23 protein-coding genes are annotated in these 24,187 nt (G+C 65.5%); 13 read left to right on the plus strand and 10 right to left on the minus strand.

From position 1 onward, the window contains the following. Positions 1–75: 75 nt before the first annotated feature. Entirely contained in the window at positions 76–1,314 is a 1,239-nt protein-coding gene (locus tag ACSBP4_RS04220; RefSeq protein WP_049966502.1) for an NRAMP family divalent metal transporter, read from the minus strand. Between the two features lie 480 nt (positions 1,315–1,794). Between ACSBP4_RS04220 and psmA the strand changes: the two genes are divergently transcribed. The 4 genes from psmA (at position 1,795) to gyrA (ending at position 7,966) form a co-directional block, all read left to right on the plus strand. Continuing rightward, positions 1,795–2,535, plus strand: coding sequence for an archaeal proteasome endopeptidase complex subunit alpha (gene psmA, locus ACSBP4_RS04225; protein WP_049966501.1), 741 nt, complete (start codon positions 1,795–1,797; stop codon positions 2,533–2,535). Next, positions 2,528–3,232, plus strand: a complete 705-nt coding sequence (psmB, locus tag ACSBP4_RS04230) for an archaeal proteasome endopeptidase complex subunit beta (protein ID WP_006650557.1) — start codon at positions 2,528–2,530, stop codon at positions 3,230–3,232. Before psmA ends, psmB begins: the two co-directional genes overlap by 8 nt. 111 nt (positions 3,233–3,343) lie before the next feature. Beyond that, entirely contained in the window at positions 3,344–5,275 is a 1,932-nt protein-coding gene (gene gyrB, locus ACSBP4_RS04235) for a DNA topoisomerase (ATP-hydrolyzing) subunit B (protein WP_049966500.1), read from the plus strand. A gap of 201 nt (positions 5,276–5,476) precedes the next feature. Further along, positions 5,477–7,966 carry a DNA gyrase subunit A gene (gyrA, locus tag ACSBP4_RS04240; RefSeq protein ID WP_435551452.1) on the plus strand — a complete coding sequence of 830 codons (2,490 nt, stop codon included), beginning with the start codon at positions 5,477–5,479 and terminating at the stop codon, positions 7,964–7,966. Between the two features lie 109 nt (positions 7,967–8,075). Here the strand turns inward: gyrA and ACSBP4_RS04245 are convergent, their stop codons facing one another. Together ACSBP4_RS04245 and ACSBP4_RS04250 are read right to left on the minus strand one after the other, a co-directional pair. Next, the gene (locus tag ACSBP4_RS04245) at positions 8,076–8,609 is read right to left on the minus strand and encodes an Rrf2 family transcriptional regulator (protein ID WP_006179387.1); all 534 of its coding nucleotides are present in this window, start codon (positions 8,607–8,609) and stop codon (positions 8,076–8,078) included. A gap of 139 nt (positions 8,610–8,748) precedes the next feature. After that, entirely contained in the window at positions 8,749–9,456 is a 708-nt protein-coding gene (locus tag ACSBP4_RS04250) for a metal-dependent transcriptional regulator (protein ID WP_435551453.1), read from the minus strand. 97 nt (positions 9,457–9,553) lie between these two features. Between ACSBP4_RS04250 and rocF the strand changes: the two genes are divergently transcribed. Both rocF and ACSBP4_RS04260 read left to right on the plus strand, forming a co-directional pair. Then, entirely contained in the window at positions 9,554–10,474 is a 921-nt protein-coding gene (gene rocF, locus ACSBP4_RS04255; protein WP_006650552.1) for an arginase, read from the plus strand. A 107-nt stretch (positions 10,475–10,581) separates the two neighbouring features. Further along, positions 10,582–11,751, plus strand: coding sequence for an NAD(P)/FAD-dependent oxidoreductase (locus ACSBP4_RS04260; protein ID WP_006650551.1), 1,170 nt, complete (start codon positions 10,582–10,584; stop codon positions 11,749–11,751). Between the two features lie 60 nt (positions 11,752–11,811). Here the strand turns inward: ACSBP4_RS04260 and ACSBP4_RS04265 are convergent, their stop codons facing one another. Then, positions 11,812–12,357, minus strand: a complete 546-nt coding sequence (locus ACSBP4_RS04265) for an acyltransferase (protein ID WP_435551454.1) — start codon at positions 12,355–12,357, stop codon at positions 11,812–11,814. Positions 12,358–12,478: 121 nt separating this feature from the next. On the opposite strand from ACSBP4_RS04265, the gene ACSBP4_RS04270 reads away from it, so the two are divergent. Next, positions 12,479–12,820, plus strand: coding sequence for a DUF7344 domain-containing protein (locus tag ACSBP4_RS04270; RefSeq protein WP_435551455.1), 342 nt, complete (start codon positions 12,479–12,481; stop codon positions 12,818–12,820). A 31-nt stretch (positions 12,821–12,851) separates the two neighbouring features. Here the strand turns inward: ACSBP4_RS04270 and ACSBP4_RS04275 are convergent, their stop codons facing one another. Both ACSBP4_RS04275 and ACSBP4_RS04280 read right to left on the minus strand, forming a co-directional pair. Beyond that, complete coding sequence (locus ACSBP4_RS04275; RefSeq protein ID WP_435551456.1) at positions 12,852–13,685, minus strand: hypothetical protein; 834 nt, start codon at positions 13,683–13,685, stop codon at positions 12,852–12,854. 55 nt (positions 13,686–13,740) lie between these two features. Further along, positions 13,741–14,001 (minus strand): hypothetical protein, encoded by a 261-nt coding sequence (locus tag ACSBP4_RS04280; RefSeq protein ID WP_049966495.1) that lies wholly within the window; start codon positions 13,999–14,001, stop codon positions 13,741–13,743. 283 nt (positions 14,002–14,284) lie between these two features. Here ACSBP4_RS04280 and ACSBP4_RS04285 point away from each other — a divergent pair, with 283 nt between their 5' ends. The 3 genes from ACSBP4_RS04285 (at position 14,285) to ACSBP4_RS04295 (ending at position 18,960) form a co-directional block, all read left to right on the plus strand. Then, complete coding sequence (locus ACSBP4_RS04285; RefSeq protein WP_435551457.1) at positions 14,285–15,034, plus strand: MBL fold metallo-hydrolase; 750 nt, start codon at positions 14,285–14,287, stop codon at positions 15,032–15,034. A gap of 180 nt (positions 15,035–15,214) precedes the next feature. Continuing rightward, a complete protein-coding gene (locus ACSBP4_RS04290; RefSeq protein WP_435551458.1) occupies positions 15,215–18,211 on the plus strand; it encodes an MMPL family transporter in 2,997 nt (998 codons plus the stop codon). After that, on the plus strand, positions 18,208–18,960 hold the full coding sequence (locus ACSBP4_RS04295) for a TrmB family transcriptional regulator (protein WP_006650544.1): 753 nt from the start codon (positions 18,208–18,210) through the stop codon (positions 18,958–18,960). Before ACSBP4_RS04290 ends, ACSBP4_RS04295 begins: the two co-directional genes overlap by 4 nt. A 25-nt stretch (positions 18,961–18,985) precedes the next feature. Here ACSBP4_RS04295 and ACSBP4_RS04300 read toward each other — a convergent pair whose 3' ends face one another. After that, positions 18,986–20,053 (minus strand): mRNA surveillance protein pelota, encoded by a 1,068-nt coding sequence (locus ACSBP4_RS04300; RefSeq protein WP_435551459.1) that lies wholly within the window; start codon positions 20,051–20,053, stop codon positions 18,986–18,988. Between the two features lie 193 nt (positions 20,054–20,246). On the opposite strand from ACSBP4_RS04300, the gene ACSBP4_RS04305 reads away from it, so the two are divergent. Next, positions 20,247–20,858 (plus strand): hypothetical protein, encoded by a 612-nt coding sequence (locus ACSBP4_RS04305; protein WP_435551460.1) that lies wholly within the window; start codon positions 20,247–20,249, stop codon positions 20,856–20,858. A 29-nt stretch (positions 20,859–20,887) separates the two neighbouring features. On the opposite strand, the gene ACSBP4_RS04310 is transcribed toward ACSBP4_RS04305, so the two are convergent. From ACSBP4_RS04310 to ACSBP4_RS04320, 3 genes are all read right to left on the minus strand, one after another. Next, a complete protein-coding gene (locus ACSBP4_RS04310; protein WP_015298865.1) occupies positions 20,888–21,181 on the minus strand; it encodes a hypothetical protein in 294 nt (97 codons plus the stop codon). Positions 21,182–21,350: 169 nt separating this feature from the next. Then, positions 21,351–21,929: a DsrE/DsrF/DrsH-like family protein gene (locus tag ACSBP4_RS04315; RefSeq protein ID WP_435551461.1), complete on the minus strand. Its 579-nt coding sequence runs from the start codon at positions 21,927–21,929 to the stop codon at positions 21,351–21,353. Between the two features lies 1 nt (position 21,930). Next, on the minus strand, positions 21,931–22,176 hold the full coding sequence (locus ACSBP4_RS04320; RefSeq protein WP_006650541.1) for a sulfurtransferase TusA family protein: 246 nt from the start codon (positions 22,174–22,176) through the stop codon (positions 21,931–21,933). A 246-nt stretch (positions 22,177–22,422) separates the two neighbouring features. Between ACSBP4_RS04320 and ACSBP4_RS04325 the strand changes: the two genes are divergently transcribed. Both ACSBP4_RS04325 and ACSBP4_RS04330 read left to right on the plus strand, forming a co-directional pair. Beyond that, on the plus strand, positions 22,423–23,616 hold the full coding sequence (locus tag ACSBP4_RS04325; protein WP_006650540.1) for an MBL fold metallo-hydrolase: 1,194 nt from the start codon (positions 22,423–22,425) through the stop codon (positions 23,614–23,616). A gap of 6 nt (positions 23,617–23,622) precedes the next feature. Beyond that, positions 23,623–24,180: a YeeE/YedE family protein gene (locus ACSBP4_RS04330; protein ID WP_006650539.1), complete on the plus strand. Its 558-nt coding sequence runs from the start codon at positions 23,623–23,625 to the stop codon at positions 24,178–24,180. Positions 24,181–24,187 lie beyond the last annotated feature (7 nt).

The raw sequence follows: 24,187 nt of genomic DNA on the forward strand, positions 1-24,187 counted from the left end.
CCTCGAGATCCACGCCTCGGCGAAAAGAGGCCGCTGCCCGTGTATGCAGGCCGGACCGGTTCGAGGCCAGCGCCGTCAGAGCAGCCCGGCGATCGAGCGAACGAGCGACTCGGCGGTCACGAGCGACGTCAGGAACATCGCGACCACGGCCGCAAAGAAGATCGCCTGCTCGAGTCGGCTCGGCTCGAAGTAGCGCTTGATCGCCGCGAACAGTGCAAGCGCCGTGATCGGCAGCCCGACGACGCCGTTGACGGCGGGCATGAGCAGCGCCAGCCTGACCGGCGTGAACTCGGTGAAGGCGAGGATCGGGATCGCGAGGGCGACCGAGAGGGCGATCAGGAAGTGGACGGTCCGGCGGAAGTGCAGGTCACCGAAGTGGGTCGTGAGTTCGTACGACTGGGGGACCATGAAGCCGGCGGCGAACAGCGTGCCGGTCGCGCTCGTGAAGGAGGCGGCACCGACCGCGAGGACGAACACCCCGAGTACCCACGGGCCGATCATGTCGATCAGCGGTTCCGCGGGGGCAGTCAGGGTGAGTGTCCCGTCGGGGACGGCCATCGCCGCCGCGATGACGACCGTCGCGCTGAGCGCGACGACGGCCGCCAGTCCGACGGTGTGATCTTTGCGGTAGCGGGAGACGTTCGTCCAGTCTTTCTCGTGTTGCATGCTCGTCTGGATGAAGAAGTTCGGATAGTAGACGGTCGTCCCCATCAGCGCGATGATCATCGTGAGATAGTTCAGATCGCCGGATATCGTCGGAACGAACCCCATCGCGACGCCGCCAAGCGAGGGCTGGAGGTTCGCGACGATGACTAGATACGAGGCGAAGATCGCGAGAACGAGCGTCGCGATGACGCCCTCGATGCGGCTGTACACCCGGAGTTCAACGAGCGAGATGCCCAGCGCCGCCATGAGGATGATCCCTACATATACGTTCGACAGTGGGGTCAGAAAGACCAGTGCTGCTCCCGCGAGCGCGTAGTTCGCTACGCTCCAGAACTGCATGATGAACGCGATTCCGAGCGCGAACGGTTTCGCCGCCGTCGGACCGATCACGTCCCTGATATAGTCCATGAGCGGTTCGTCCTTCGCCGCGAGGCGGGCCGACATCTCGTGCATCGTCAGCCCGACGCCGAGTGCCAGCGGCAGGACCCACAACAGGCCGAACCCGAAACTGACACCCGCCTGTGTCAGAATGTAGACGGACCCGGCTCCGAAAATGTTCGCCGCGAAGAGGAGACCGAGCCCGTACTGGTGAATTGTTTGTTTAGCCTTTTCGACAGGAACGTCGACCACGGTGCTGTGTTCTTCCATGTGTGGGACTGCTCCGAAAACCGGCAGACGCGTTGGCCGCTCGAGCCCGTCCGGCCGCATCGACTCGTGGCCGGACGAATTGCACCTGTGTACTGTCGCACGGAATGCTGTACCCGAAGCAACGATTGGGATCCGGTTGAGCGGAAAGCTTGAGATAGCAGCCCACCCCTCGCAAAGCCGACTCGAGTAATCCGATGTTCACCGATTCGTGACGGATCGACCCAGCGTGACGACCTCGAGGGCGTCGGGCTCGGAGCGGCAGTGATCGCCGACACCGACCGATCAGCCCGCCGACCCGATCGAGACGTCGTCTCTCGAGAGTCGGCCGACGCCGCCGATCGGTCCCGTCTCGGGCCGCCCCCCTCGAGTCCCTGCTGGCACCACTTTCTTGGGAGTCCGGGTCGAAGCGGCCGATACAGGCCAAGTTGCCTTCAGAAGAAGGCCTATATATTTCTATCCCTTACCACAGGTGAAGACCAAATGCAAGGACAATCCCAACAGCAGGCCTACGACCGGGGTATCACCATCTTCTCCCCGGACGGACGCCTCTATCAAGTCGAGTACGCCCGCGAGGCCGTCAAACGCGGCACCGCGAGCGTCGGCGTTCGAACGCCCGACGGCGTCGTCCTCGCCGCGAACCGCCAGATCAGCTCGCCGCTCATGGAGCGCTCGAGCGTCGAGAAGATCCACAAGGCAGACGACCACGTCGGCGTCGCAAGCGCCGGCCACGTCGCCGACGCGCGCCAGCTGATCGACCTCGCACGGCGACGCGCACAGGGCGAACAGCTCCGCTACGGTCAGGAGATCGGCGTCGAGACGCTGACTCGATCGATCACCGATCACATCCAGGAGTACACCCAGACCGGCGGCGCACGGCCGTTCGGGGTCGCGCTGCTGGTCGGCGGCGTCGAGGACGGCCAGCCGCGGCTGTTCGAGACCGACCCCTCCGGCACCGACTACGAGTGGCAGGCCGCCGCCGTCGGCGGCGACCGCGACGTCATCCAGGGCTACCTCGAGGAGGAGTACCGCGAGGATCTGGACATCGACGCCGGCATCGAACTCGCCATCAGCGCGCTCAACGAGCCCGAAGAGGAGTCCGTCGCGGCCGAAGCGGTCGACGTCGCGACGATCACGACCGAGGACGAGTCGTTCAGTACGGTCGACGACGAGCGCCTCGAGTCGATCGTCGCGGAGATCGACACGGAGGAAAGCGATGAATAACCCGCTCTCGCAGGGCAACGGCGACCCCTCGCCGTACGAGCCCGAACTGGGGTCGCTGCCGAACGGCGGAGCGGCCGGCACCGACGACGAGACGGTCAACAAGACCGGGACGACGACCATCGGCATCACGACCGACGAGGGTGTCGTCATCGCGACGGACATGCGCGCCAGCCTCGGCGGCCGGTTCGTCTCGAACAAGAACGTCCAGAAGGTCGAGCAGATCCACCCGACCGGCGCACTGACGCTGGTCGGCTCCGTCGGCGGCGCGCAGTCGTTCATCTCGACGCTGCGAGCCGAGGTCAACCTCTATGAATCCCGGCGCGACGAGCCGATGCCGATCGAGGCGCTGGCGACGCTCGCGGGTAACTTCGCCCGGGGCGGCCCGTTCCGGGCGATCAACCCCATCCTCGGCGGCGTCGACAGCGAGGGCAGCCACGTCTACAGCATCGACCCCGCCGGCGGTGTCATGGCCGACGACTACACCGTCACCGGCTCCGGGATGCAACTGGCCTACGGCCTCCTCGAGCAGGAGTACGAGGACGACCTCTCGCTCGCGGACGCGAAGTCCGTCGCGGCCCGCGCGATCAAAAGCGCCGTCGAGCGCGACACCGGCTCGGGCAACGGCGTCTTCCTCGCGGAAGTCACCGGCGAGGGCGTCGACATTCAGGGCCACGAGGAGTTCGACGCGGTCATCTAAGCCGCTTCGACGGTCGTTTCGGGTTCGCCGCCGCGATTCACCGGATCCGCGCTCGCGCGCGTACACGTGACTTTTATTAGGGCCGGACCGCTATCCGAAAGCAGGTTTTACATGTCCCAGGAAAGCGAGTACGGAGCCGGGCAGATTCAGGTCTTAGAGGGCCTGGAGGCTGTACGAAAGCGACCGGCGATGTACATCGGCTCTACCGATTCTCGAGGACTCCACCATCTGGTCTACGAAGTGGTGGACAACTCGATCGACGAGGCGCTGGCCGGCCACTGCGACGATATCACCGTCTCCATCCACGAGGACGGCTCGGTGAGCGTCGCCGACGACGGCCGCGGCATCCCCGTCGACACACACGAGGAGTACGACCGCCCTGCACTCGAGGTCATTCTGACCGTCCTCCACGCCGGGGGCAAGTTCGACAACAAGTCCTACCAGGTCTCCGGCGGCCTCCACGGCGTCGGCGTCTCCGTCGTCAACGCCCTCTCCGAACGACTCGAGGCCGAAGTCAAACGCGACGGCGGCGTCTTCCGCCACGCGTTCGAAGGCGGCGAACCCGTCGGCGACATGGAGCGGGTCCGCGATATGGAGCCCGACGAGGAGACCGGCACGCAGATCCAGTTCTGGCCCGATACGGGCATCTTCGAGACTGGCGAGATGTCCTTCTCGACGCTCTCGAACCGACTCCGCGAGCTGGCCTTCCTCAACTCGGGCGTCCGTATCACGCTCCGCGACGAGCGCGAGGAGACCGACGACGGCGACGTGGTCACCGAGACCTACGAGTACGACGGCGGCATCCGCGAGTTCGTCGAGTACCTGAACGAGACGCGCTCGGCGATGCACGAGGACGTCATCTACTTCGAGGACGAGGAACAGAGCATCCAGATCGAGGTCGCGATGCAGGCCACCGAGGAACTGCAGGGCTCGATCCACGCCTTCGCGAACAACATCAACACCCGCGAGGGCGGGACCCACCTCACCGGCTTCAAGACCGCCCTGACGCGGTGTGTCAACGACTACGCCAACGAGAACGACCTCCTCTCGGACCTCGATAACAACCTCACGGGCGAGGACATCCGCGAGGGGCTGACGGCGGTCATCTCGATCAAACACCCCGATCCCCAGTTCGAGGGCCAGACGAAGACCAAACTCGGCAATAGCGAAGTCCGAGGGATCGTCGAGAGCGCGATGCACGAGGGGCTTGGTACCTACTTCGAAGAACACCCCGACACCGCCGAGTCGATCGTCAACAAGGCCGTCGAGGCCGCCAAGGCCCGCATGGCCGCCCAGAAGGCCGAGGAACTCACGCGGCGCAAGTCCGCCCTCGAGTCCACGTCGCTGCCCGGGAAACTGGCCGACTGCCAGACCAAAGACCCGGAGGAGGCCGAACTGTTCATCGCTGAGGGAGACTCCGCCGGCGGCAGCGCGAAACAGGCCCGCAACCCCGACTTTCAGGCCATCCTGCCGATCAAAGGGAAGATCCTCAACGTCGAGAAACACCGGCTCGATCGCATCCTCGAGAACGACGAGATCCGGAACATGATCACCGCCATCGGCGCGGGGATCGGCGACGAGTTCGACATCGAGGACGTCCGGTACAAGAAGATCATCATGGCGACCGACGCCGACGTCGACGGGGCTCACATCCGGACGCTCCTGCTGACGTTTTTCTACCGGCACATGCGCCCGCTGCTCGAGGGTGGCTACGTCTACGCGACCCAGCCGCCGCTCTATCGCATCCGCTATCGCGGCGAGACCTACGACGCGATGACGGAGGCCGAACGCGACGAGATCGTCGCGGAGAAATGCGACGGTAACCCCTCGCAGGTCCAGCGGTTCAAGGGCTTAGGCGAGATGAACCCACAACAGCTCTGGGATACGACGATGGACCCGGACAACCGCATCCTCAAGCAGATCACGATCGAGGACGCGGCCGCGGCGGACAAGATGTTCTCCGTCCTGATGGGCGACGCCGTCGAACCCCGCAAGCAGTTCATCAAGGAACACGCGCCGGAAGCCGAGTGGATCGACATCTAGACCCGAACTTTTACCCTGCGTGCGGTCGCTTCGCGACCGCACTCGGTAAAACTTCGATGAAAAGCACTCCTCCCTCCCCGCCGCGCGGTAAGCCGCGCTCCGGGTCGGTCGTCGGCCCGCTCGAGCGTCCGCAGAGCGGACGCTCTCACGGATGCAGTGCTTGTAAGCTGACCGGATACCACCACGAAACCAAATGAAGACATGAGTTCAGACGTACCCGATCCGACTGATATCGAGGCGCGAGCGGTAGAGAACGTCCGCATCGAGGACGAAATGGAGCAGAGCTACATCGACTACGCGATGTCCGTCATCGCGGGCCGTGCGCTCCCCCGCGTCGAGGACGGCCTGAAACCCGTCCACCGGCGCATCCTCTATGCGATGCACGAGATGGGGGTCTCGAGCGGCTCGTCCCACCGGAAGTCCTCCTCGATCGTCGGGGAGACGATGGGTGACTACCACCCCCACGGCGACAGCCCGATCTACGACGCAATGGTTCGGATGTCCCAGGACTTCTCGATGCGCTATCCGCTGGTCGACGGCCAGGGCAACTTCGGCTCGATGGACGGTGATCCGCCGGCCGCACAGCGATACACCGAGGCCCGGATGTCGCCCATCTCCGAGGAGTTGCTCGCGGACATCGAGAAAGACACCGTCGACTTCTCCGCGAACTACGACGACCGCCTGCAGGAACCCGACGTCCTGCCGGCGGCGTTCCCGAACCTACTCGTCAACGGGTCCTCCGGGATCGCGGTCGGGATGTCGACGAACATCCCGCCGCACAATCTCGGCGAGGTGATCGACGCGACGATCGAACTGATCGACGACCCCGACGCGACGGTCGAAGACCTGATGGAACACGTCAAGGGCCCCGACTTCCCGACCGGCGCGAACATCGTCGGGCGCGACGCGATCTACTCCGCCTACAAGACCGGGCGTGGCCGCCTCCGCGTCCGGGCCGAGTTCGAGGTCGAGGAGTGGAAGAACGGGCGTGAGCGGATCGTCATCACCGAACTCCCGTTCCAGGCCAACAAGGCCCGCCTCGTCGAGCGCATCGCCGACGACGTCAACGAGGGCGAGATCGACGGGATCTCCGACCTGCGCGACGAGTCCGACCGCGACGGCGTCCGGATCGTCGTCGAACTCAACCGCGGGGCAAACGCCGAGGTCGTCAAGAACAAACTGCTCGAGAACCATCTCGAGAAGACCTTCGGCGTCATCAACCTCGCGCTGGTCGACGGCCAGCCGCGGGTCCTCTCGCTCAAGGAGACGTTAGAGGAGTACGTCGCCCACCGCCGCGAGGTCGTCCGCCGGCGCAGCGAGTACGACCTCGCGGAGGCCGAGGACCGCGCCCACATCCTCGAGGGGCGGCTGACGGCCGTCGAGAACGCCGAGGACGTGGTCGAGCTGATCCAGAACAGCGAGACGCGGTCGGACGCAAAGGAGAACCTCCAGGACGCCTACGACTTCTCCGCGGACCAGGCCGACCACATCGTCCGGATGCAACTGGGGAGTCTCACCTCGATGGAGGCCGCCGAGATCAACGAGGAGTACGAGGAGGTCCAGGCCGAGATCGAGCGCCTGACCGCCATCCTCGAGAGCGAGGCCGAACTGCTTGCGGTCATCAAAGACGAACTCCGCGAGATCAAAGCCGAGTACGCCGACGACCGCCGGACCTCGATTGTCGAGGACGAGGGGACGGTCACCCATGAGGACCTCATCCCCGAGGAGGAGGTCGTCGTCGTCATGACCGAAGACGACTACGTCAAGCGGATGCCGATCGACCAGTTCGACCCCCAGGGCCGGGGTGGCAAGGGCATCATCGGCGCGGACGTCAAGGAAGACGACCGCGTCGCGACGGTCTTCCGGGCTAACACCCACGACTACCTGCTCTGCTTTACGAATCAGGGCGAGGTCTACCGGCTCAAGACCTACGAGATCCCCGAGATGGGCCGGACGGCCCGCGGGAAATCGGCGGTCAACATCCTCGATCTCGACCCCGGCGAGGACATCACAGCCATCGTCGACACCGACGCCCTCGAGGACGACGAGTACGTGACCATGGCCACCCGGAACGGCTACGTCAAACGCACCGCCGGCGAGGCGTTCGACAACATCCGCTCGACGGGGATCATCGCCGCCGATCTCGAGGCGGGCGACGAACTCGTCGACGTCGAGGTCACCGACGGCTCGCAGGACCTGGTCATCGCGACCGAGGGCGGGATGACGATCCGCTTCGACGAGGACGAGGTCCGCGCGATGGGACGGAACGCCCGCGGTGTCAACGGCATCAAACTGCAGGACGGCGACGCCGTGGCGGGACTTGTCGCGACCGACGAAGGCGACGAGCAGGCGCTGCTGACAGTGACCGAGAACGGCTACGGCAAGCGGACGCCGCTTTCGGAGTACAGCACGCAGTCGCGGTACGGCAAGGGCCTGATCGACATCAAGACCGGCGAGCGAAACGGGCCCGTGACGGCCGTCAAAGCCGTCTCCGACGACGACCAGCTCGTGCTGATGAGCGAACGCGGGCAGATCGTTCGGACCCGCGTCGACGAGATTTCGACCGTCAGCCGGAACACGATGGGCGTGATCGTCATGGACGTCGAGGAGGGCGACGCAGTCGCTGCGGTCGACGACATCCCAGCAGCCGCCGCCGAAACCGGCGACGAACCGGTCGACGCGACGGACTGAGCCGGCCGCGCCTCGGCGCTGCTCGAGCGGGCGAAAAACGCTGTTTTCGAACCGATACGGCGGAGAGAGCAGACGCTAGATGGACGGAGAGACGGCGGTCGAGTGCCGATCAGTGGGCCGGTTCCTCGGCGGGCGCGACCATGTCGTCGATCCGCAGGATCAGGATGTTGTTCGTGTCGTCCTTGCCGTCGACTGTTCCCTCGATCAGCAGCTTCGAGAGCGGCGTCGGACCGACGGTGACCGAATCGTCCTCGTGGATGTCGCTCAGCGTCCCCTGAATGTGGATCTCGGCCCGGCAGAGTTCGGGGTGGTGAACGCTCGAGAGGTCGATTTCCTCGATGATGGTGGCGTCGACTGGTTCGCCCTCGTGTTGCATCGGGACCGCGGCGGGCTCGTCCATCTGCTGGATCTCGAGTGCCTCGTAGGCGGCTGCAGTGGGCTTGTAGCCACCTTTCGGCCCCGGTACACCCTCGACGAGCTGGAGGGCTTTGAGACTCTGCATCTGGTTACGGATCGTGCCGGGGTTACGGTCGACTTGTTCCGCGATGTCCTCGCCTTTGATGGCATCTTCGGACTCTTTGTGGAGGTTCGTGAGCGCGCGGAGGATTTTCTTCTGGCTGGGTGTGAGTTCGATGGATGACATAGGTATTTATTCGTATTTGGTTTCCTTAAACCCGGCGGGTGAGTCCGTCGGATTCGTGGGGGAACGTGACGTTTGCACGGGGGACGTGAAGATGTTTCTTTTCGTTCCGCGACGGAAACTAGGTGTCCGTTGGCACGATTCACTGGGAGTCAAACGCTTGCGAACTATCCGGATCCGGCTCTGCCGGGGTCACGACGCGGACGTGGTGTGCGACCGTTTCGGGCAGCGATACCGGCTCCTCGCTCTCGCTCGAGCGAGCAGTCACCATGCCGAAGGGGGCGACCTCGAGAATCTCGAGTTCGACGCCGGGTTCGACGCCGCGGTCAGCGAGATAGGAGAGAACCTCGGGGTCGCGGTCGGCAACCTCCGCGACGGTGACGACCGCCCCCTCATCGAACTCGGAGATAGCCTTGCCTGCGGGCCGCTCGGGCGGCTCGAGGTCGGCGCCCGGGATCGGCGAGCCGTGGGGATCGACCGTGGGCTCGCCCAGCGCGTCGGCGACGCGGGCCTCGAAATCCTCGCTGATGTGGTGTTCGAGTCGGTCGGCCTCGGCGTGGACCTCCGACCAGTCGTAGTCGAGATGCTCGGTGAGGTAGGCCTCGAGCAGGCGGTGGTGGCGAACGATCTCGAGGGCGACCGTCTCGCCCTCGTCGGTCAGCGTGACGCCGCGGTACTTCTCGCGGTCGACGAGTTCCCGTTCCTCGAGCTTGTCGAGCATGCTGGTGACCGTCGGCGACGTGACGTCTAACTCCCCGGCGATCTCGGACGTGCGGATCCGCTCGTCGGTCCCGCGTTGGAGCTGGTAGATCGCCTTGAGGTAGTCCTCCATCACGTCGCTCAGCATCATGCTGTCCCGGAATTAGACGGGTCTAACCCTAAACCTGTCGCCCCCGAGAACGCCGCGGGATCGCCACGACCAAGCCGGTCGACCCTCTATCGTGGATATGGACCGAACCGTCAGGATCATTGGCGCGCCGATGGACTACGGGGCGAACCGCCGGGGGGTCGACATGGGACCGTCCGCGATCCGGTACGCGGATCTGGCCGACCGACTCGCCGAGGCGGACGTCGAACCCGTCGACGACGGCGACCTGACGATGCCCCGAGCAGAAGAACGGGATCCGGACGCCGACCAGCCCACCGACGGGAACGCGAAGTTCCTCCGGGAGGTCGAAGACGTCTGTCGGCGAGTGAGCGACCGCGTCGCGGCGACGCTCGCGGACGGGGAGTTCCCCCTCGTTCTCGGTGGCGACCACTCGGTTGCGATCGGCTCACTGGCGGGATCGGCACGCGAGGCCGACCTCGGCGCGATCTGGTTCGACGCCCATGCCGACATCAATACGCCCGAGACCTCGCCCAGCGGCAACGTCCACGGGATGCCGCTGGCCGCGGCGCTTGGCCACGGGTCGTTCGGCGAGACGGAGTGGGCTCCCGCCCCCCGGCTCCGGGCGTCTTCGATCGCGTACGTCGGTCTCCGGAGCATCGACGATCGCGAACGCGAACTGCTCCGGGAGAGCGAACTGACCGTCTTTACCATGTCCGACATCGATCAGCGGGGCGTCTCGTCCGTCGTCGAGGACGCGCTCGCTGTCGCAACCGACGGGACCGACGGCGTCCACGTCAGTCTCGACCTCGACTGGCTCGATCCCAAGACCGCGCCCGGCGTCGGCACTCCCGTCCGCGGCGGCGTCACCTACCGGGAGGCCCACGCCGCCCTCGAGGCCCTCTCGCGGCGCGACCGCGCGGACGACGTCCTCAGATCGATGGACGTCGTCGAGGTCAATCCGATCCTGGACGAGGGCAACGAGACGGCGACGCTGGCAGCCGAACTGACCGCGAGTACGTTCGGCAAGCGCATCTTCTGACCGACCAGTCGTCGACGCCCGCTCTACGAAACGAGACGTTTGTCAACATTGTTCGTGGAGCAACCGGTTTCAACAGCTTTGTATCATAGTGTTTCTCAGTATGCCGTATGACTGAGAACGTCGTCGTGCTCGGAGCCGGCTACGCCGGAACCGGTGCGATCACGAAGCTCCAATCCGAACTCGGGGGCAACGCGCGACTGACCTGGATCGCCGATGTCGACTATCACCTCGTTCTCCACGAATCCCACCGCGTCATCCGCGATCCCAGCGTCCGATCGGACATCACCTTCCCCGTCGAGGAGATCGCCGACCCCGCGACCCGCTTCATTCAGGACGAGGTCGTCGGCCTCGACGTCGACGAGCAGGTCGTCGAACTCGAAGACACCGACGACGTCGAGTACGACTACGTTCTCGTCGGACTGGGCAGCCAGACTGCCTACTACGGCATCCCCGGCCTCGAGGAACACTCCCTGACCCTGAAGAGCTTGGACGACGCGCTGGAGATCCACGAAGCGGTCACAGAGGCCAGCCAGGAGGCGACCCGCGGCGAGCCCGCACAGGTCGTCATCGGCGGTGCCGGCCTCTCGGGTATCCAGACCGCCGGCGAGATCGCCGAGTTCCGCGACGAACACCGCGCGCCGATCGAGATCCACCTCGTCGAGGCGCTCGAGGAGATCTTCCCCGGCAACGACCCCGAGATCCAGCAGGCCCTGCGGGACCTCCTTGAGGACGCCGGCGTCCACATCCACACCGACGACCCGATCACCGAAGCCACCGCAGACCACATCGAGTTCGACGAGGGCGAACCCCTCGATCACGACGTCCTCGTCTGGACCGGCGGCATTACGGGTCGCGACGCGATGGACGACGCCGACCTCGAGAAGGAACACAACCGCGTCAACGCGAGCGCGAACTTCCAGACCTCGGACGAGCGCGTCTTCGCCATCGGCGACTCGGCGATCATCGATCAGGGCGACCAGCCCGCACCGCCGACGGCACAGGCCGCCTGGCAGGCCGCCGAAGTCGCCGGCGAGAACATCGCCCGCGCGATCCAGAACCGCCCGCTGAAGACCTGGGAACACGAGGACAAGGGGACCGTCATCTCCGTCGGTGACGAAGCCGTCGCCCACGAGGTCAAGCCCGCATTCGGCATCTCCCTGCCCGTCGACACCTTCGGCGGCATCCCGGCCAAGAACCTGAAGAAGATGATCGCCGCCCGCTGGATCGCCGACATCACCTCCTGGAACGAGGCCCGCAAGTCCTGGTCGTCGTTGTAGCTCGGTTTTGACGCCCCGACTTCGAGAGTCCGTTTTCTTGCCCGCTCGAGCGAGTACGCCCTAGTCCGGCCGTTCGTCTGTCGATCCGTCACCGGTCGCCTCGCCCATCGGTTCCGCGGGGACGCCCGCGACCGTCGTCCCCGGCGGCACGTCGCGGGTCACCAGCGAGTTCGCCGCCACCCGAGCGCCCGCTCCGATCTCGACGCCGGGCAACACGATTGCACCCGCGCCGATCATCGCCCGCTCGCCGACAACGACCTCGCCGGTCCGGTACTCCTCGAAGAGGAACTCGTGACAGAGGATCGTCGCGTCGTAACCGACGATCGCGTCGGCCTCGACGGTGATCAGGTCCGGCCAGAAAACGTCCGGCGTGGCCTCGAGCCCCCACGAGACTCCCTCGCCGACCGTGACGCCGATCCGACGCAGGAGCCAGCGCTTGAGTTTGAGACTCGGCGAGATCCGGACCAGCCAGACGACGACGTAGTTGATCGCGACCCGGAGCGGGTTGCGGGCGGCCGTCCAGTGGGCCAGCGAGTTGCGCGGCCCGGGCGTCGCGTGGCGTTCGACGCGCTCGTGTCGTGGCGTCGTATCGTCGGAACCCGTCACTGGATCGCGGTTTCGAGCCGTTGGCACATGAAACCGAGCGATGCGGAACCGCGTGTGACTATCGCTAGGTGCCCAACTAGTAAGGGGATACTGCTGTTGCGCTCCGAACTGACCCACCGCTATGTCCCGTTCCCGACAGACCGCCCTCGAGACCGAGACCATCTACGCACTGCTCGCGGACGAAACACACCGGACCGTCCTCGAGGCGCTTCGGGCGGGCGAGCCGGCGTCGCCCGACGAACTCGGTCGTCGCCTCGCCGCGTCGGATCGCTCCCTCGAAGAGAGTTCCGCCGGATGGACTGATCGTCGTGCGGTCACCGTCGAACTGATCCACTACTACCTGCCGAAACTCGACGATCACGACGTCGTCGAGTACGACCGGTCGGACGCGACGGTCACGACCGGATCGAACGTCGACGACATTGCACCGTTTCTCGACGGGATCGAAAGGGTCTCGTCCTGACGGCAGAAGTCGATTCCCCGGCGGCCGCTGTCTACGGCTGCCGAGGGTGATCCGGGTTCCAGCGGTCGCGTTCCGCGGCCGTCCGCGCGCCCGGAACCCCGACCAGGTCCCGAAAGGCCGACCCCGAGCGGGCACAGCGATAGGCCGGTTTGTACATCATGTTCTCGCCGCCGGCCCGGACGTTCCACTGCGAAGCGATCTCCTCGCGGAGGTAGTACTGTGCCCGCTCGTTGCCCGGCTTGACGTAGTAGTCGCTGAGCCGGATCGGATCCCGCTCGAAGAGCCCGCCGGGTTCGCGGCCGTCGACGATCACGACCGGCTTCTCGAGGTAGAGATCCCCGTTCTGTGCGCGTTTCGCGTGGGCATTCTCGGGATGGGCGTCGAGGATCGCCGCCCGCTCGGCCGGCGGCGTCTCCGGGCCGACGACGGCCACCTCGTCGACGGTGAAGTACCCGATCAGATAGCGGTGCGCGCGGTCGCCGTCGGGGCGTCGCAGGCCGGCGTAGAACCCGACGACGTCGCCCGGCTCGAGCGCGCGTAACCGCGAGACGTAGCCGCTGGTCCGGTGTTCGCCGTAGGTCAGCGCCGCGAAGTTGGGGTCACGATGGAGCGGCCAGGACTCGAGGGCGTCGCCGGCGACGGTCTCGGTCCCGTCGTGGACCGGCTGTGGCGTGATGCGGGTCGTCAAGTCCGCGGCGACGCCGTCACCGGCCCGCAGCTTCCACGAGCCGAGCGTTTCGGGTTCGGCCGTCTCGCGGGTCTTCTCCGGGATCGGAACGTACTCGAACCGCCCGTCGTCGTACAGCGGGGCCAGGGCACCGAGGTTCGTGCTGTCGGCGCCGACGCCGGCGAGGACGACCGTCATGGTGTTCGTCGTCCCGTCGGGACGGCGAGAGGGTAAAGCCCCCGGTCGCGTTCGATCACCCGTCCGCGCCGCGAGCGAGATAGAACAGGGGAATCGCGAATGCGAGGAACACCGACCCCAGCCCGGCGATGCCGATCCAGGCCGTCGACAGCCACCGGTCGGGGAGGACGCCACCGACCTCGAGGACCCACAGCAGGCTGTAGGACCCGAGGAGCAAACAGCCGGCCACGTAGAGCCGCAGGAGCCAGCCAGCGATCCGATAGAGCGTCGCCCTCGTGACCGCCGGCGGGAGCGTGTCCTCGAGGCCCTCGATCATCGGCTCACCGTCCGATCGGGAGGCCGATCACCGTCGTCGGCGACGGCGGTCACGTCGCCGCTCGAGCGTCCGTGACTGCGGGCCGTCGGAAGCGATGCCATCGATCGATACCGACGATGTGGCGTCGAACCGCTTGAATCTTCGTGTCCTCGGGACGGAGTCGGAACACCTGCTGACCGCGAAACCGGTCGCGTCCTCGTCGGTCGTCGCTGTGATCCGTTCGGACCCGACCGGTGCGCTCGCGAGAGGTACCCTTATCGGGGCGGACGTGCCACTCCAGCGTATGCGTGTCACCTTTCTCGGAACGGGCTCGGCGTTGCCCACTGGCGAACGGTTTCAGGCGGGCATCCTCGTCCAGGAGGACGGACGGACCGTCCTGATCGACTGCGGAGCCGGGGCCCTCCAGCGGCTCCAACAGTCCGGCGTCGGCTACGAGGGCGTCTCGACGGTGCTGCTGACCCACCACCACCTCGATCACGTCTCCGACCTGCTCCCGCTCGTGAAGGCCCGCTGGCTCGCCGGCGAAGACCACCTCGAGGTCGTCGGGCCGCAGGGAACCAAGGCGTTGCTCGACGACCTGCTCGCGGTCCACGAGTACATGCAGGACAAGATCGACCTGCAGGTCCGGGAGGTCGTCCCCGGCGAGTTCTCGGTCGCCGGGTTCGACGTCTCGGCCTACGAGACGCGCCACTCGCTGCCGTGTCTGTCCTATCGGTTCGACGACCGGTTTACCTTCAGCGGCGACAGCGAGGCCTTCGAAGGGCTGGCCAACTTCGCGGAGGGATCGGCGATCCTCGCCCACGACTGTTCGTTCCCCGACGGCGTCGACGTCTCGAACCACCCGACGCCCGACAGCCTCGGCCGCGCACTGGCCGGCCGGGAGATCGGCCGGGTCTACCTGACCCACCTCTACCCCCACACCGAGGGCCAGCACGAGGAAATGCTCGAGTCGATCGGAGCCCACTACGACGGCGACGTTCGGTTCGCCGAGGATCTTCAGACAATCTCGATCGAGTCGGGTCGAAACGAGTGACGGTCAGGAGCTGAAGAAAGTCAGCGTTGTAAGTATTTTTTGAAATTTCCAACCAGGCATATTGAGTTTTATCTGTTTTAAAACCCCATTTCCAAACAAATATGTATAGTCGCGTTTGTAGGATCATAACAACAGAATGGTCCAACGTGAATCCACACGGCCGAACCGAGAGGTGACCGCATGAGCCTGCCCGATCGGCTCGCGGACGCCCTCATGTCCCACACGCGAATCGTTCTCGTCGTCCTTCTGCTCGCGACGGCACTCGTCGGCGCGGGTATGCCGATGGTCGACGACGACTCTTCGCTCTCCCAGTTCGAGAGCGAGTCCGACGAAGCGAAAGCCCTCGAGCGCATCGATGAGAACTTCACCAGTGAGCAACGGGAAAACGCCACTACCGTCCAACTGATCGTTCGGGGTGGCGAGGATGACAACGTTCTCACGAAGGAGTCGCTGCTCGACTCTTTAGAGTTACAACAGGAGATCCGCGATGACGAGTCGATCAACGAGACGCTGGTCGAGAACCAGTCGATGGTCGGTGTCGAGAACGTCATCGCGACGTCGGTGATCAAAAACGAACAGGCGACCGAACTCAACGCGACGCGGTCGCGGCTCAGCGACGGACTCAACACGACCGTCGGAATCCAGCGACAGTACGAACAACTGAACGAGTCGTACAACGAGTCCGATCCGGAGTACCAGCGACAGGCCGCCGAACTCGAGGCACAGCTCAACGCGACCATCGAGAACGCGACGGTCGGCCTCACCGAGACCCAGACCGCACGGTACGAGGCTGCGGTTCAGGAAGTCCGTGAGATCGAGTCACAGCAGTACGAGATTCGGTCCCAGACGGACGAGCCGGCGGAAGATCCCGAGTACCAGCGACTCTCGGCCCAACGCCAGCAAGCGTATCGGAACGGAACCGTCGGCGTCCTCGAGGCCGAGTACGCCGCCCTCCAGAGCAGCGAGCAACCGCCGCTCGAGGAACAGATCGAGGCCCTCGAGAGCCTCGACGACGAGGAGTTCGAGCGAACCCTCGAGTCGACGCTGTCGGGCGAGAGTGAGGACAACTTGGCGATCGGATTCATGCCGTCGTCGTACGAACCCGGCTCGACGCAGGCCGAAACGCGAATGACGGCGATCACGCAGTCGACCGCGGGTGGCAGTGCGGGCGGGATCGAAGGCGGCATGATCAGCGACGAGATCCTCGATAACCAACTCGAGATCCGCGATATCGCGGAGACACACGAACAGGACTATCTCGTCTTCGGTGCCGGTGTCATCACCGACGAGATCGACCGCTCGATGGGCGACAGCCTCGCTATCGTCGGTCCGCTCGCGCTGTTGTTCGTCGTGGTCGCCTTGCTCGTCGCCTACCGCGACCTGCTCGATATCGTCCTCGGGGTCGCCGGCATCGTCGCCGTCCTCGTCTGGACGTTCGGCTTCATGGGCTGGGCCGATATCGCGTTCAACCAGATGTTCGTCGCGGTCCCGGTGTTACTGATCGGGCTCTCGATCGACTACGCGATCCACGTCTTCATGCGCCACCGCGAACAGCGCGAGGCCGACGGCGCCGAGGGGACCGTCCGCGGTTCGATGACGGTCGCGCTGGCCGGCGTCGGCGCCGCCCTCGTCTGGGTGACGGCCACGACCGTCATTGGGTTCCTCTCGAACCTCGTCAGTCCGATCGGCCCCATCCGCGAGTTCGGGGTCGTCAGCTCCGTCGGTATCGTCGCCGCGCTGATCGTCTTCGGCGCGTTGATTCCCGCCGCCAAGGTCGAGATCGACGAGTTCCTCGAATCCCGCGGCTTCGACCGCCGCAAACGGGCCTTCGGGACCGGCGGCGGCCGTTTCAGCGAGGTGCTGACGGTCGGCTCGACCGCCGCCCGTCGGTTCCCGCTTGCCGTCCTGCTGGTCGTCGCGCTGATCACCGCCGGCGGCGCTTACGGGGCGACGCAGGTCGACACCAGCTTCCAGCAGGAGGACTTCCTCGCCGACAGCCCGCCGGAGTGGACGCAGAACCTGCCCGGCGGGATGGCTCCCGGCGAGTACCACGCCAAGGACAACCTCGAGTACGTCAACGAACACTTCCAGCCGGAAAACAGTCAGGCACAGATCCTCGTCGAAGGTGACGTCGCCGACGACGAGTTCCTCAACGCGACCGCGCAGGCACAGGAGGAGGCCGCCGCGGAAGGCGGCGTCGCCTACACGCTCGCGACCGGCGACGCCGACATCCAGGGCCCGCTCTCGACGATGGAACAAGTCGCCGGCCAGAACGAGTCGTTCAACGAGTCGTTCACCGCGGCCGATACGGACGGCGACGGCGTCCCCGACGAGAACGTCTCGGCGCTGTACGACCAGCTGTTCGAGATCGACGAAGACGCCGCGAGTCAGGTCATCCACCGGACCGACGGCGGCGAGTACGAGTCCGCACGGCTGATCGTCGGCGTTCAGGGTAATGCCTCAAGCGCGGAGACGACCGACGAGATGCGGGCCATCGCCGGTGATCTCGAGGATCGTGGCGACGGCGAGTGGAGCGCCATCGCGACCGGCGATCCGGTCGTCAGCCACATCGTCGAACAGGACCTGCTCGATACCGTCCTCGAGAGTCTGCTGATCACGCTCGTGGCGGTGTTCCTGTTCCTCACCGCCGCCTACTGGCTGGCCGGCAACAGCGCGTCGCTGGGGGCGGTCACCCTGCTCCCGGTCGCGTTCTCCGTGGCCTGGATCCTCGGCACGATGTATCTCATCGGGATGCCCTTCAACGTCCTCACGGGGATGATCACGAGTCTCACCGTCGGACTCGGCGTCGCCTACAGCATTCACATCAGCGAACGCTACCGGCTCGAACTCAAGCGCCAGGGCAACGTCTGGTCGGCGCTGCGGACGACCGTCACCGGCACCGGCGGCGCGTTGCTCGGCAGCGCGGCGACGACCGTCGGCGGGTTCGGGACGCTCGCCTTCGCGATCCTCCCCGCGCTCCAGCAGTTCGGGATCATCACCGGGCTGACGATCACGTACGCGTTCCTCGCGAGCGTCGTCGTCCTCCCGTCGCTGCTCGTGTTGTGGACGCGGTACTTCGGCCCGGACGTCTCGTTCGATACGGCCGGCGCCACCGGCTCCGCACCGACCGCCAGTGACGGCGGCGAACCGACCGACGACGGAGGGAGCAACGAGTGAGCGACGAGAACGCGGCCGTCGACGCCTTCGAAACGCTGGGGCTGACCAGCTACGAGGCCAAGGTCTTCATCGCCTTGCACCGGCTCGGCGCGGGGACCGCCCGCGATGTCGCCGACGTCACCGACGTCCCCCGGTCGCAGGTCTACAGCGTCGCCGAGAGTTTGGAATCGAAGGGTTTGCTCGAGGTCCAGCAGTCGAACCCGATCCGGTACCGGCCGGTGAGCGTCGACACCGCCCGGGAGACGCTCCGGAATCAGTTCGAACGCGAACAGGACCGGGCCTTCGAGTACGTCGAAACGGTCAAGAACGAACCCTCGGGTGAGGAAACCCAGGAGGACATCTGGACGGTCCGCGGTCGCGACCGCGTTACCGACCGGATCATCGAACTCGTCTCGAAGGCCGACGATCGGATCATCTTCGGGACGCGCCTCTCGGAACTGGTGACCGACTCGATCGAACGGACCCTCTCCGAGCGGGCGGCGGCCGGCGTCTCGGTCGTCATCGTCAGCAGGACGCCGGCGATCCACGAGCGGTTCGCCGACCATGAGGGGATCGTCGTCGACACCCCACCGAGCCACCGGGGGGACGATCAACGCTCCGGCCGTATCGCCGTCGCTGACGACGACAGCATCCTGTTGAGCGTCCTCGGCGGGGAGAGCGGCGAAACGGCGATCTGGAGTTCGGAGTCGGTGTTCGCCTCGGTGCTGATCCAACTCATCGAAGCCAGCGACGAGGTCAGGGGCGACTAAGCGCCCGTCGGCGAAGCCGACGGACTCACTCGAGGCGATACCGCAACAGGGCGGCGATCCCACCGAGGTTCGACAGCTGCTGGCCGGGTGGGAACTCGCTCGAGAAGACCGTCACCTCGCCGCCTTTCTGCTCGGTCGTCCGGATGACGTCGTCGACGCTGATCGCCCACTCGCCGTCGGGACCGCGTTCTTTCTGTAAGCGGTCGTCGAGGACGAGCAGGTGTTCGATCGCGCCGAACTCGGCGGCCTTCTCGACCTGTTCGGGGCCGTAGGCCGCCTTGGCACCGTCCGCGATGCGCCGCGTGAGTTCGTCGATGTACTCGGCCTCGCTCTCGATGCGGGTCTCCTCCTGGACGTCCGCGACCGCCCCTCGTTTGAGGACCTCGTGGACGCCCCGATCGCCGACCGCGGCCGTATCGACCATCGTGACCGTCTCGGCGACCTCGGGCTCGTTCTGCTCGAGGTGCTTGTAGGCGTCCTGTTTCGTGAAGCCGGGGCCGGCGAGGATGATCGCGTCGACGTCCTGGCGTTTGAGGACGTCGCCGAGTTCTTCGAACAGCTCCGACCGGCCGCGGGCGTACTCGCCTTTCCCGGTCGTGCCGGTGATCGTCGCCCGCTCTTCCGTGCCGTACTGGGCGACCGTGTGGACGTGGGCCTGTCCTTCCTCGACGGTCGCGATGGCCACGTCGGGGTTTTCGGTCGCCTCTTCGGCCTCCTCGAGGCGGGCCTCCTGGTCGGGTTTGAACCGCTTCTCGATCGAGAGTTCGTCGCGTGGTTCGACGTTGAGGGTGTGATGGAAGTTCAGCTGGTCCTCGCGCGAGCAGGCGACGATCTCGCCGCCGACGCGCAGTCGGTTGGCGAACTTGTGGAACTCGACGTCCTCGACGGCGATGGCGACCCACATGTGTTCGCGCTCGCCGCCGGTATCGCGCATCTGGTCGTCGTTGCGCTGGATCCGCCGGGTCGTATCGCCCGCGACGCGGTCGCCGGGCTCTAAGACGTACTGCAGGTGCCAGAGGTCGTCGACACTCTCGGGGACGACCGTGACCCGTTCGCGGCCGCCTTCGACCTGCTCCCGGTCTTTGATCTGCATGGCCGGTCGTTCGCGGGGTGGCGGTAAGTGGACTGCGATCGGGTCGTCCGGCGGTTCTCGTCCCGGACCGCCCGCGAGCCGCCGCGACGCGGGAATCGACGGTCGTATCAGTCGGCAGAGACCTTCGTGTTAATTGTCATCATTCAACATAGTAAGGGCGCGAGGCTATCCGCGCTGCGGTCCTCGTTCACGTATGAACCTGGGACACATGGCTCGGTTGGAAGACTTCGGAACACGGTCGTTAGTGACTCACGCCATCATGGCGATGACGTTTACGGGGGCGATCGTGTCGGGACTGTTCATCGACGGCCAGATCGGACTCGTGTCGTTCGTCGCGTTCCTGAACTTCACCGCCGGCGTCTGGGTCGCACAGTCGACCCACTCGCTGGGGAACGCCCGCACCGACGACTCCTACGACGGGATCCTCTCGGTGTTGGCCGACACGACCGGTGAGAAGAGCTACCGAGGGCTCGACACTGGCCGACTCGCCCGGCTCCTGACCCTGATCGCGGTCGTGACGGCCGTCTCGCTTCTGGTCTCCGGGGAAGTCCTCTCCGGTACCGTGGCCTCGATCGGTGCCGTCGCAATCGGCGTCGTGGCGCTCGTGACGGCGATGGTCGGGTTCCTGATCGCGATGAGTTCAGCGTACGACGCGTCCGAACGCGAACGGATGCGGACCGTCGAGCGCGACTCGTCCGAACCCGGAGGTACCGACCGATCGTCGGGCGAACTCGAGGATGGCTCCGACATCAGGATCTCGATCCGGGAATCACACGTGGACGAACCGGCCTCGGAGTACCGGTAGACGCGGACGACACTGCCAGAGCGGGTTCATCAGTCCCGAAGCGATTCGAGTTTTCCTTTGGCCTTCTCGAGGCCGGACTCGAAGGTCGCCTCGATCTCCTCGACGGATCGTTCGACGTAGTGGACACGCTCTTTGGGGACCCGGCGAACGACGTCGTTGCCGTCGTCGTCGGTCCCGTACGCGAACAGCCAGTGATCCTGGAAGTAAGCGATGCGGTCGTTGTCGACCGTGGCCCGTTCGTCGGTCTCGCCGGGCGTCTCGTAGACGATCGTCGCGGTCCCGAGTTCGGGGTCCGAATCGGTGTCGGTATCGATATCGACCATGGTGGTCACGTCCACGAACCGCGGTGTAGTCGTGGGGCCGGCAGATGCAGCCACCGGCCAGCGGGAGGGTGGCCCGTAGCTGACGGCGGGATCCGGGCTGCCCCGATGGCACTCGCTTCGAGGACGGAAGGCACGGCTTCGAAAGCGTAGACTCGGTGTCGGTCAGCGATCAGACGAGGAGCTGGATGTCGGATTCGGCCATGTGTTGCAACGCAGTGGCTGCACCCACACCCGTCGTGACGCCGTCGTAGAAGTCGTCCTCGTCGTAGTCCATCAACTCGATCGTCATCTGGCAGGCCTGCAGGTCGACGCCGCTTTCGAGTGAGAGATCGATCAACTCCTCGATGGTGGCGGTCCCGTTCTCGTCGATCTTCTTTTGCATCATCTTCGTGGCCATCATGTCCATCCCGGGCAGCGCAGCGACGGCGTTCGGGACCGGCATGCTCGGGTTGCCGACGGCACTCAGCTTGAGGTCCTTCGACTTCTCCTCGTGGAGGATGTCGAGCCCCCAGAACGTGTGGAAAACGACGACGTCCCAGCCGAAGGCGGCCGCCGTACTCGCGAGGATCAGCGGCGGATACGCCATGTCGAAACTGCCCTGCGTGGCGACGATGGTCATCTTCTGCTGATCGTCGCCGACCGCCGTCTCGAGCGCGGCGACTTTCTCCTCGAGTTCCGCGACCTGTGTCCGCAGCTCCTCCTCGGTCATCGGCTCGCCGTCCGTCGCCGACTGTGTGTCCGTACTCATCTTACGCCGTCTTCTGCACGTAGTGTTTGTAGACGTCGCCGTCCTCGACCTGCTCGAGGAGTTCGACGCCATCGGTCCCGGTCGCCCAGCCGTCGATGTCGCTCATACTACCCGAGTCCGTCGCTACGACCTCGAGGACGTCGTCCTCGTCGAGGTCGTCGATGGCGGACTTGGTCTTGACGACTGGCATGGGACACGATGCACCTTTGACGTCGAGCGTCTCCGTGATGTCGAATTCGTCACTCATAGTTGGATACTCCGTATCTGTATTGGAGCTACTACACAATATTGGCCACGAGGTTAAAAGGATGTCGGTTATTGTGGAATACACAAACAACCGGTCCCCCGCACAGGCGCAATACAACCATCTAGATTGCGTTTATGGTCTCTTAAGGTGGTTCCTCCCACATCCTACTGGCGCTATATTGTGCGATGGAGGAACTACTATGCAAATCCTTTTATGCGACCAGCCAATACAGAGGGATGTACGACAATGAACCCAGAAGACTTCCCGACCCCGGACGCAGAAGTCGAAACGATCACGCCGGACACGCTGAAGAGCCGCATCGACGCGGGCGAAGACGTCACGCTCCTCGATGCGCGTATGGAATCGGACTACGACGAGTGGCACGTCGACGGCGAGACCGTCGAGTCGATCAACGTCCCGTACTTCGAGTTCCTCGAGGACGAAATCGACGACGACGTCCTTGCACGAATCCCCCAGGACCGCGAGGTAACCGTCCTCTGTGCCAAGGGTGGTGCCAGCGAGTTCGTCGCAGGCACGCTCGCGGACCGCGGGTACGATGTCAATCACCTCGAGGACGGGATGAACGGCTGGGCGCGCATCTACGAGCGCGTCGAGGTTACCGGCTACGACGGCTCGGGGACGCTCTACCAGTACCAGCGCCCCTCCTCGGGCTGTCTCGGGTACCTGCTCGTCGACGGCGGTGAGGCCGCCGTCGTCGATCCGCTGCGGGCGTTTACCGATCGCTACCTCGCTGACGCCGAGGAGTTGGGCGTCGACCTGCAGTACGCACTCGATACGCACATCCACGCCGACCACATCTCTGGCGTCCGCGACCTCGACGACGACGGGGTCGAGGGCGTCATCCCCGCAGCGGCGGTCGACCGCGGGGTCACCTACGCCGACGAGCTGACCCAGGCCGAGGACGGCGACCAGTTCCAGGTCGGCGACGCCACCATCGAGACGATCGCGACGCCCGGCCACACGACCGGGATGACCTCGTACCTGCTCGATGCGAGCCTGCTCGCGACCGGCGACGGGCTGTTCATCGAGAGCGTCGCCCGCCCCGACCTCGAGGAGGGCGACGACGGGGCCCCCGACGCGGCCCGAACCCTCTACGAGTCGCTCCAGGAGCGGGTCCTCACCCTGCCCGACGAGACCCTGATCGGCGGCGCTCACTTCAGCGATTCCGCCGTCCCGGCCGCCGACGGCACCTACACCGCGCCGATCGGCGACCTCGTCGAGGAGATGGACGCCCTGACGATGGACGAGGACGAGTTCGTCGAGCTGATCCTCTCGGACATGCCGCCCCGACCGGCCAACTACGAGGCCATCATCGCGACGAACCTCGGGCAGCAAGCGGCCGACGACGAGGAGGCGTTCGAACTCGAACTCGGCCCGAACAACTGCGCGGCGAGCCAGGAGTCGCTCGCCGGTGACTAACGCCACATGGTAGCTGATCCAATCGCGCTCCAACTGACCGCCGAGCTGTTCCCCAACGGGATCAGCCGGTACGCCATCGGCGGACTGCTCGTCGGTCTCGGCACGGTCGTGATCTACGTCGGGACCGGTATCCCGGCCGGGGCGAGTACGTTCCTCGAGTCGACGCTGTCGTACGTCTCGGGGCAGTCCCGGTTCCAGCAGTACGTCTCGTCGCGAGACTGGCGGGTCGTGTTCACGCTCGGTATCATCCTGGGTGCGTTCGCGTTCGCGGCGACGGTCCAGTCGGGCGTGTTGACGACCTCGCTCTACGAGCCCGGGACCACCGGCGAACTGTACGAGGTCGGCGGCGTGACGCTCTGGTCGACCGACGTACAGCCCTGGCGACTGCTGGTCGGCGGCGTGTTCGTCGGGATCGGCACCCGAATCGGCAAAGGGTGTACGTCCGGTCACGGCGTCTGTGGCGTCGGTTCGGCGTCGAAGACGTCGCTGGTCGGCGTGGCGACGTTCCTGACGGTCGCGATCGTGACCGCACAGGTCGTTTCGGCACTGGGGGTGTCGCCATGAGCGAGAC

Source organism: Natrinema sp. CGMCC1.2065 (genome assembly GCF_051225675.1).
Classification (GTDB): domain Archaea; phylum Halobacteriota; class Halobacteria; order Halobacteriales; family Natrialbaceae; genus Natrinema; species Natrinema thermotolerans.

Excerpts from the sequence above, each read along its gene's own strand:
- gyrA (WP_435551452.1), top strand. The coding sequence starts at position 5,477 with ATGAGTTCAGACGTACCCGATCCGACTGATATCGAGGCGCGAGCGGTA.
- psmA (WP_049966501.1), top strand. The coding sequence starts at position 1,795 with ATGCAAGGACAATCCCAACAGCAGGCCTACGACCGGGGTATCACCATC.
- ACSBP4_RS04245 (WP_006179387.1), bottom strand. The coding sequence starts at position 8,609 with ATGTCATCCATCGAACTCACACCCAGCCAGAAGAAAATCCTCCGCGCG.
- ACSBP4_RS04260 (WP_006650551.1), top strand. The coding sequence starts at position 10,582 with ATGACTGAGAACGTCGTCGTGCTCGGAGCCGGCTACGCCGGAACCGGT.
- ACSBP4_RS04275 (WP_435551456.1), bottom strand. The coding sequence starts at position 13,685 with ATGACGGTCGTCCTCGCCGGCGTCGGCGCCGACAGCACGAACCTCGGT.
- ACSBP4_RS04220 (WP_049966502.1), bottom strand. The coding sequence starts at position 1,314 with ATGGAAGAACACAGCACCGTGGTCGACGTTCCTGTCGAAAAGGCTAAA.
- ACSBP4_RS04270 (WP_435551455.1), top strand. The coding sequence starts at position 12,479 with ATGTCCCGTTCCCGACAGACCGCCCTCGAGACCGAGACCATCTACGCA.
- ACSBP4_RS04325 (WP_006650540.1), top strand. The coding sequence starts at position 22,423 with ATGAACCCAGAAGACTTCCCGACCCCGGACGCAGAAGTCGAAACGATC.
- ACSBP4_RS04320 (WP_006650541.1), bottom strand. The coding sequence starts at position 22,176 with ATGAGTGACGAATTCGACATCACGGAGACGCTCGACGTCAAAGGTGCA.
- ACSBP4_RS04305 (WP_435551460.1), top strand. The coding sequence starts at position 20,247 with ATGAACCTGGGACACATGGCTCGGTTGGAAGACTTCGGAACACGGTCG.
- ACSBP4_RS04315 (WP_435551461.1), bottom strand. The coding sequence starts at position 21,929 with ATGAGTACGGACACACAGTCGGCGACGGACGGCGAGCCGATGACCGAG.
- gyrB (WP_049966500.1), top strand. The coding sequence starts at position 3,344 with ATGTCCCAGGAAAGCGAGTACGGAGCCGGGCAGATTCAGGTCTTAGAG.
- psmB (WP_006650557.1), top strand. The coding sequence starts at position 2,528 with ATGAATAACCCGCTCTCGCAGGGCAACGGCGACCCCTCGCCGTACGAG.
- ACSBP4_RS04250 (WP_435551453.1), bottom strand. The coding sequence starts at position 9,456 with ATGATGCTGAGCGACGTGATGGAGGACTACCTCAAGGCGATCTACCAG.
- ACSBP4_RS04280 (WP_049966495.1), bottom strand. The coding sequence starts at position 14,001 with ATGATCGAGGGCCTCGAGGACACGCTCCCGCCGGCGGTCACGAGGGCG.
- ACSBP4_RS04290 (WP_435551458.1), top strand. The coding sequence starts at position 15,215 with ATGAGCCTGCCCGATCGGCTCGCGGACGCCCTCATGTCCCACACGCGA.
- ACSBP4_RS04285 (WP_435551457.1), top strand. The coding sequence starts at position 14,285 with ATGCGTGTCACCTTTCTCGGAACGGGCTCGGCGTTGCCCACTGGCGAA.
- rocF (WP_006650552.1), top strand. The coding sequence starts at position 9,554 with ATGGACCGAACCGTCAGGATCATTGGCGCGCCGATGGACTACGGGGCG.
- ACSBP4_RS04300 (WP_435551459.1), bottom strand. The coding sequence starts at position 20,053 with ATGCAGATCAAAGACCGGGAGCAGGTCGAAGGCGGCCGCGAACGGGTC.
- ACSBP4_RS04330 (WP_006650539.1), top strand. The coding sequence starts at position 23,623 with ATGGTAGCTGATCCAATCGCGCTCCAACTGACCGCCGAGCTGTTCCCC.
- ACSBP4_RS04310 (WP_015298865.1), bottom strand. The coding sequence starts at position 21,181 with ATGGTCGATATCGATACCGACACCGATTCGGACCCCGAACTCGGGACC.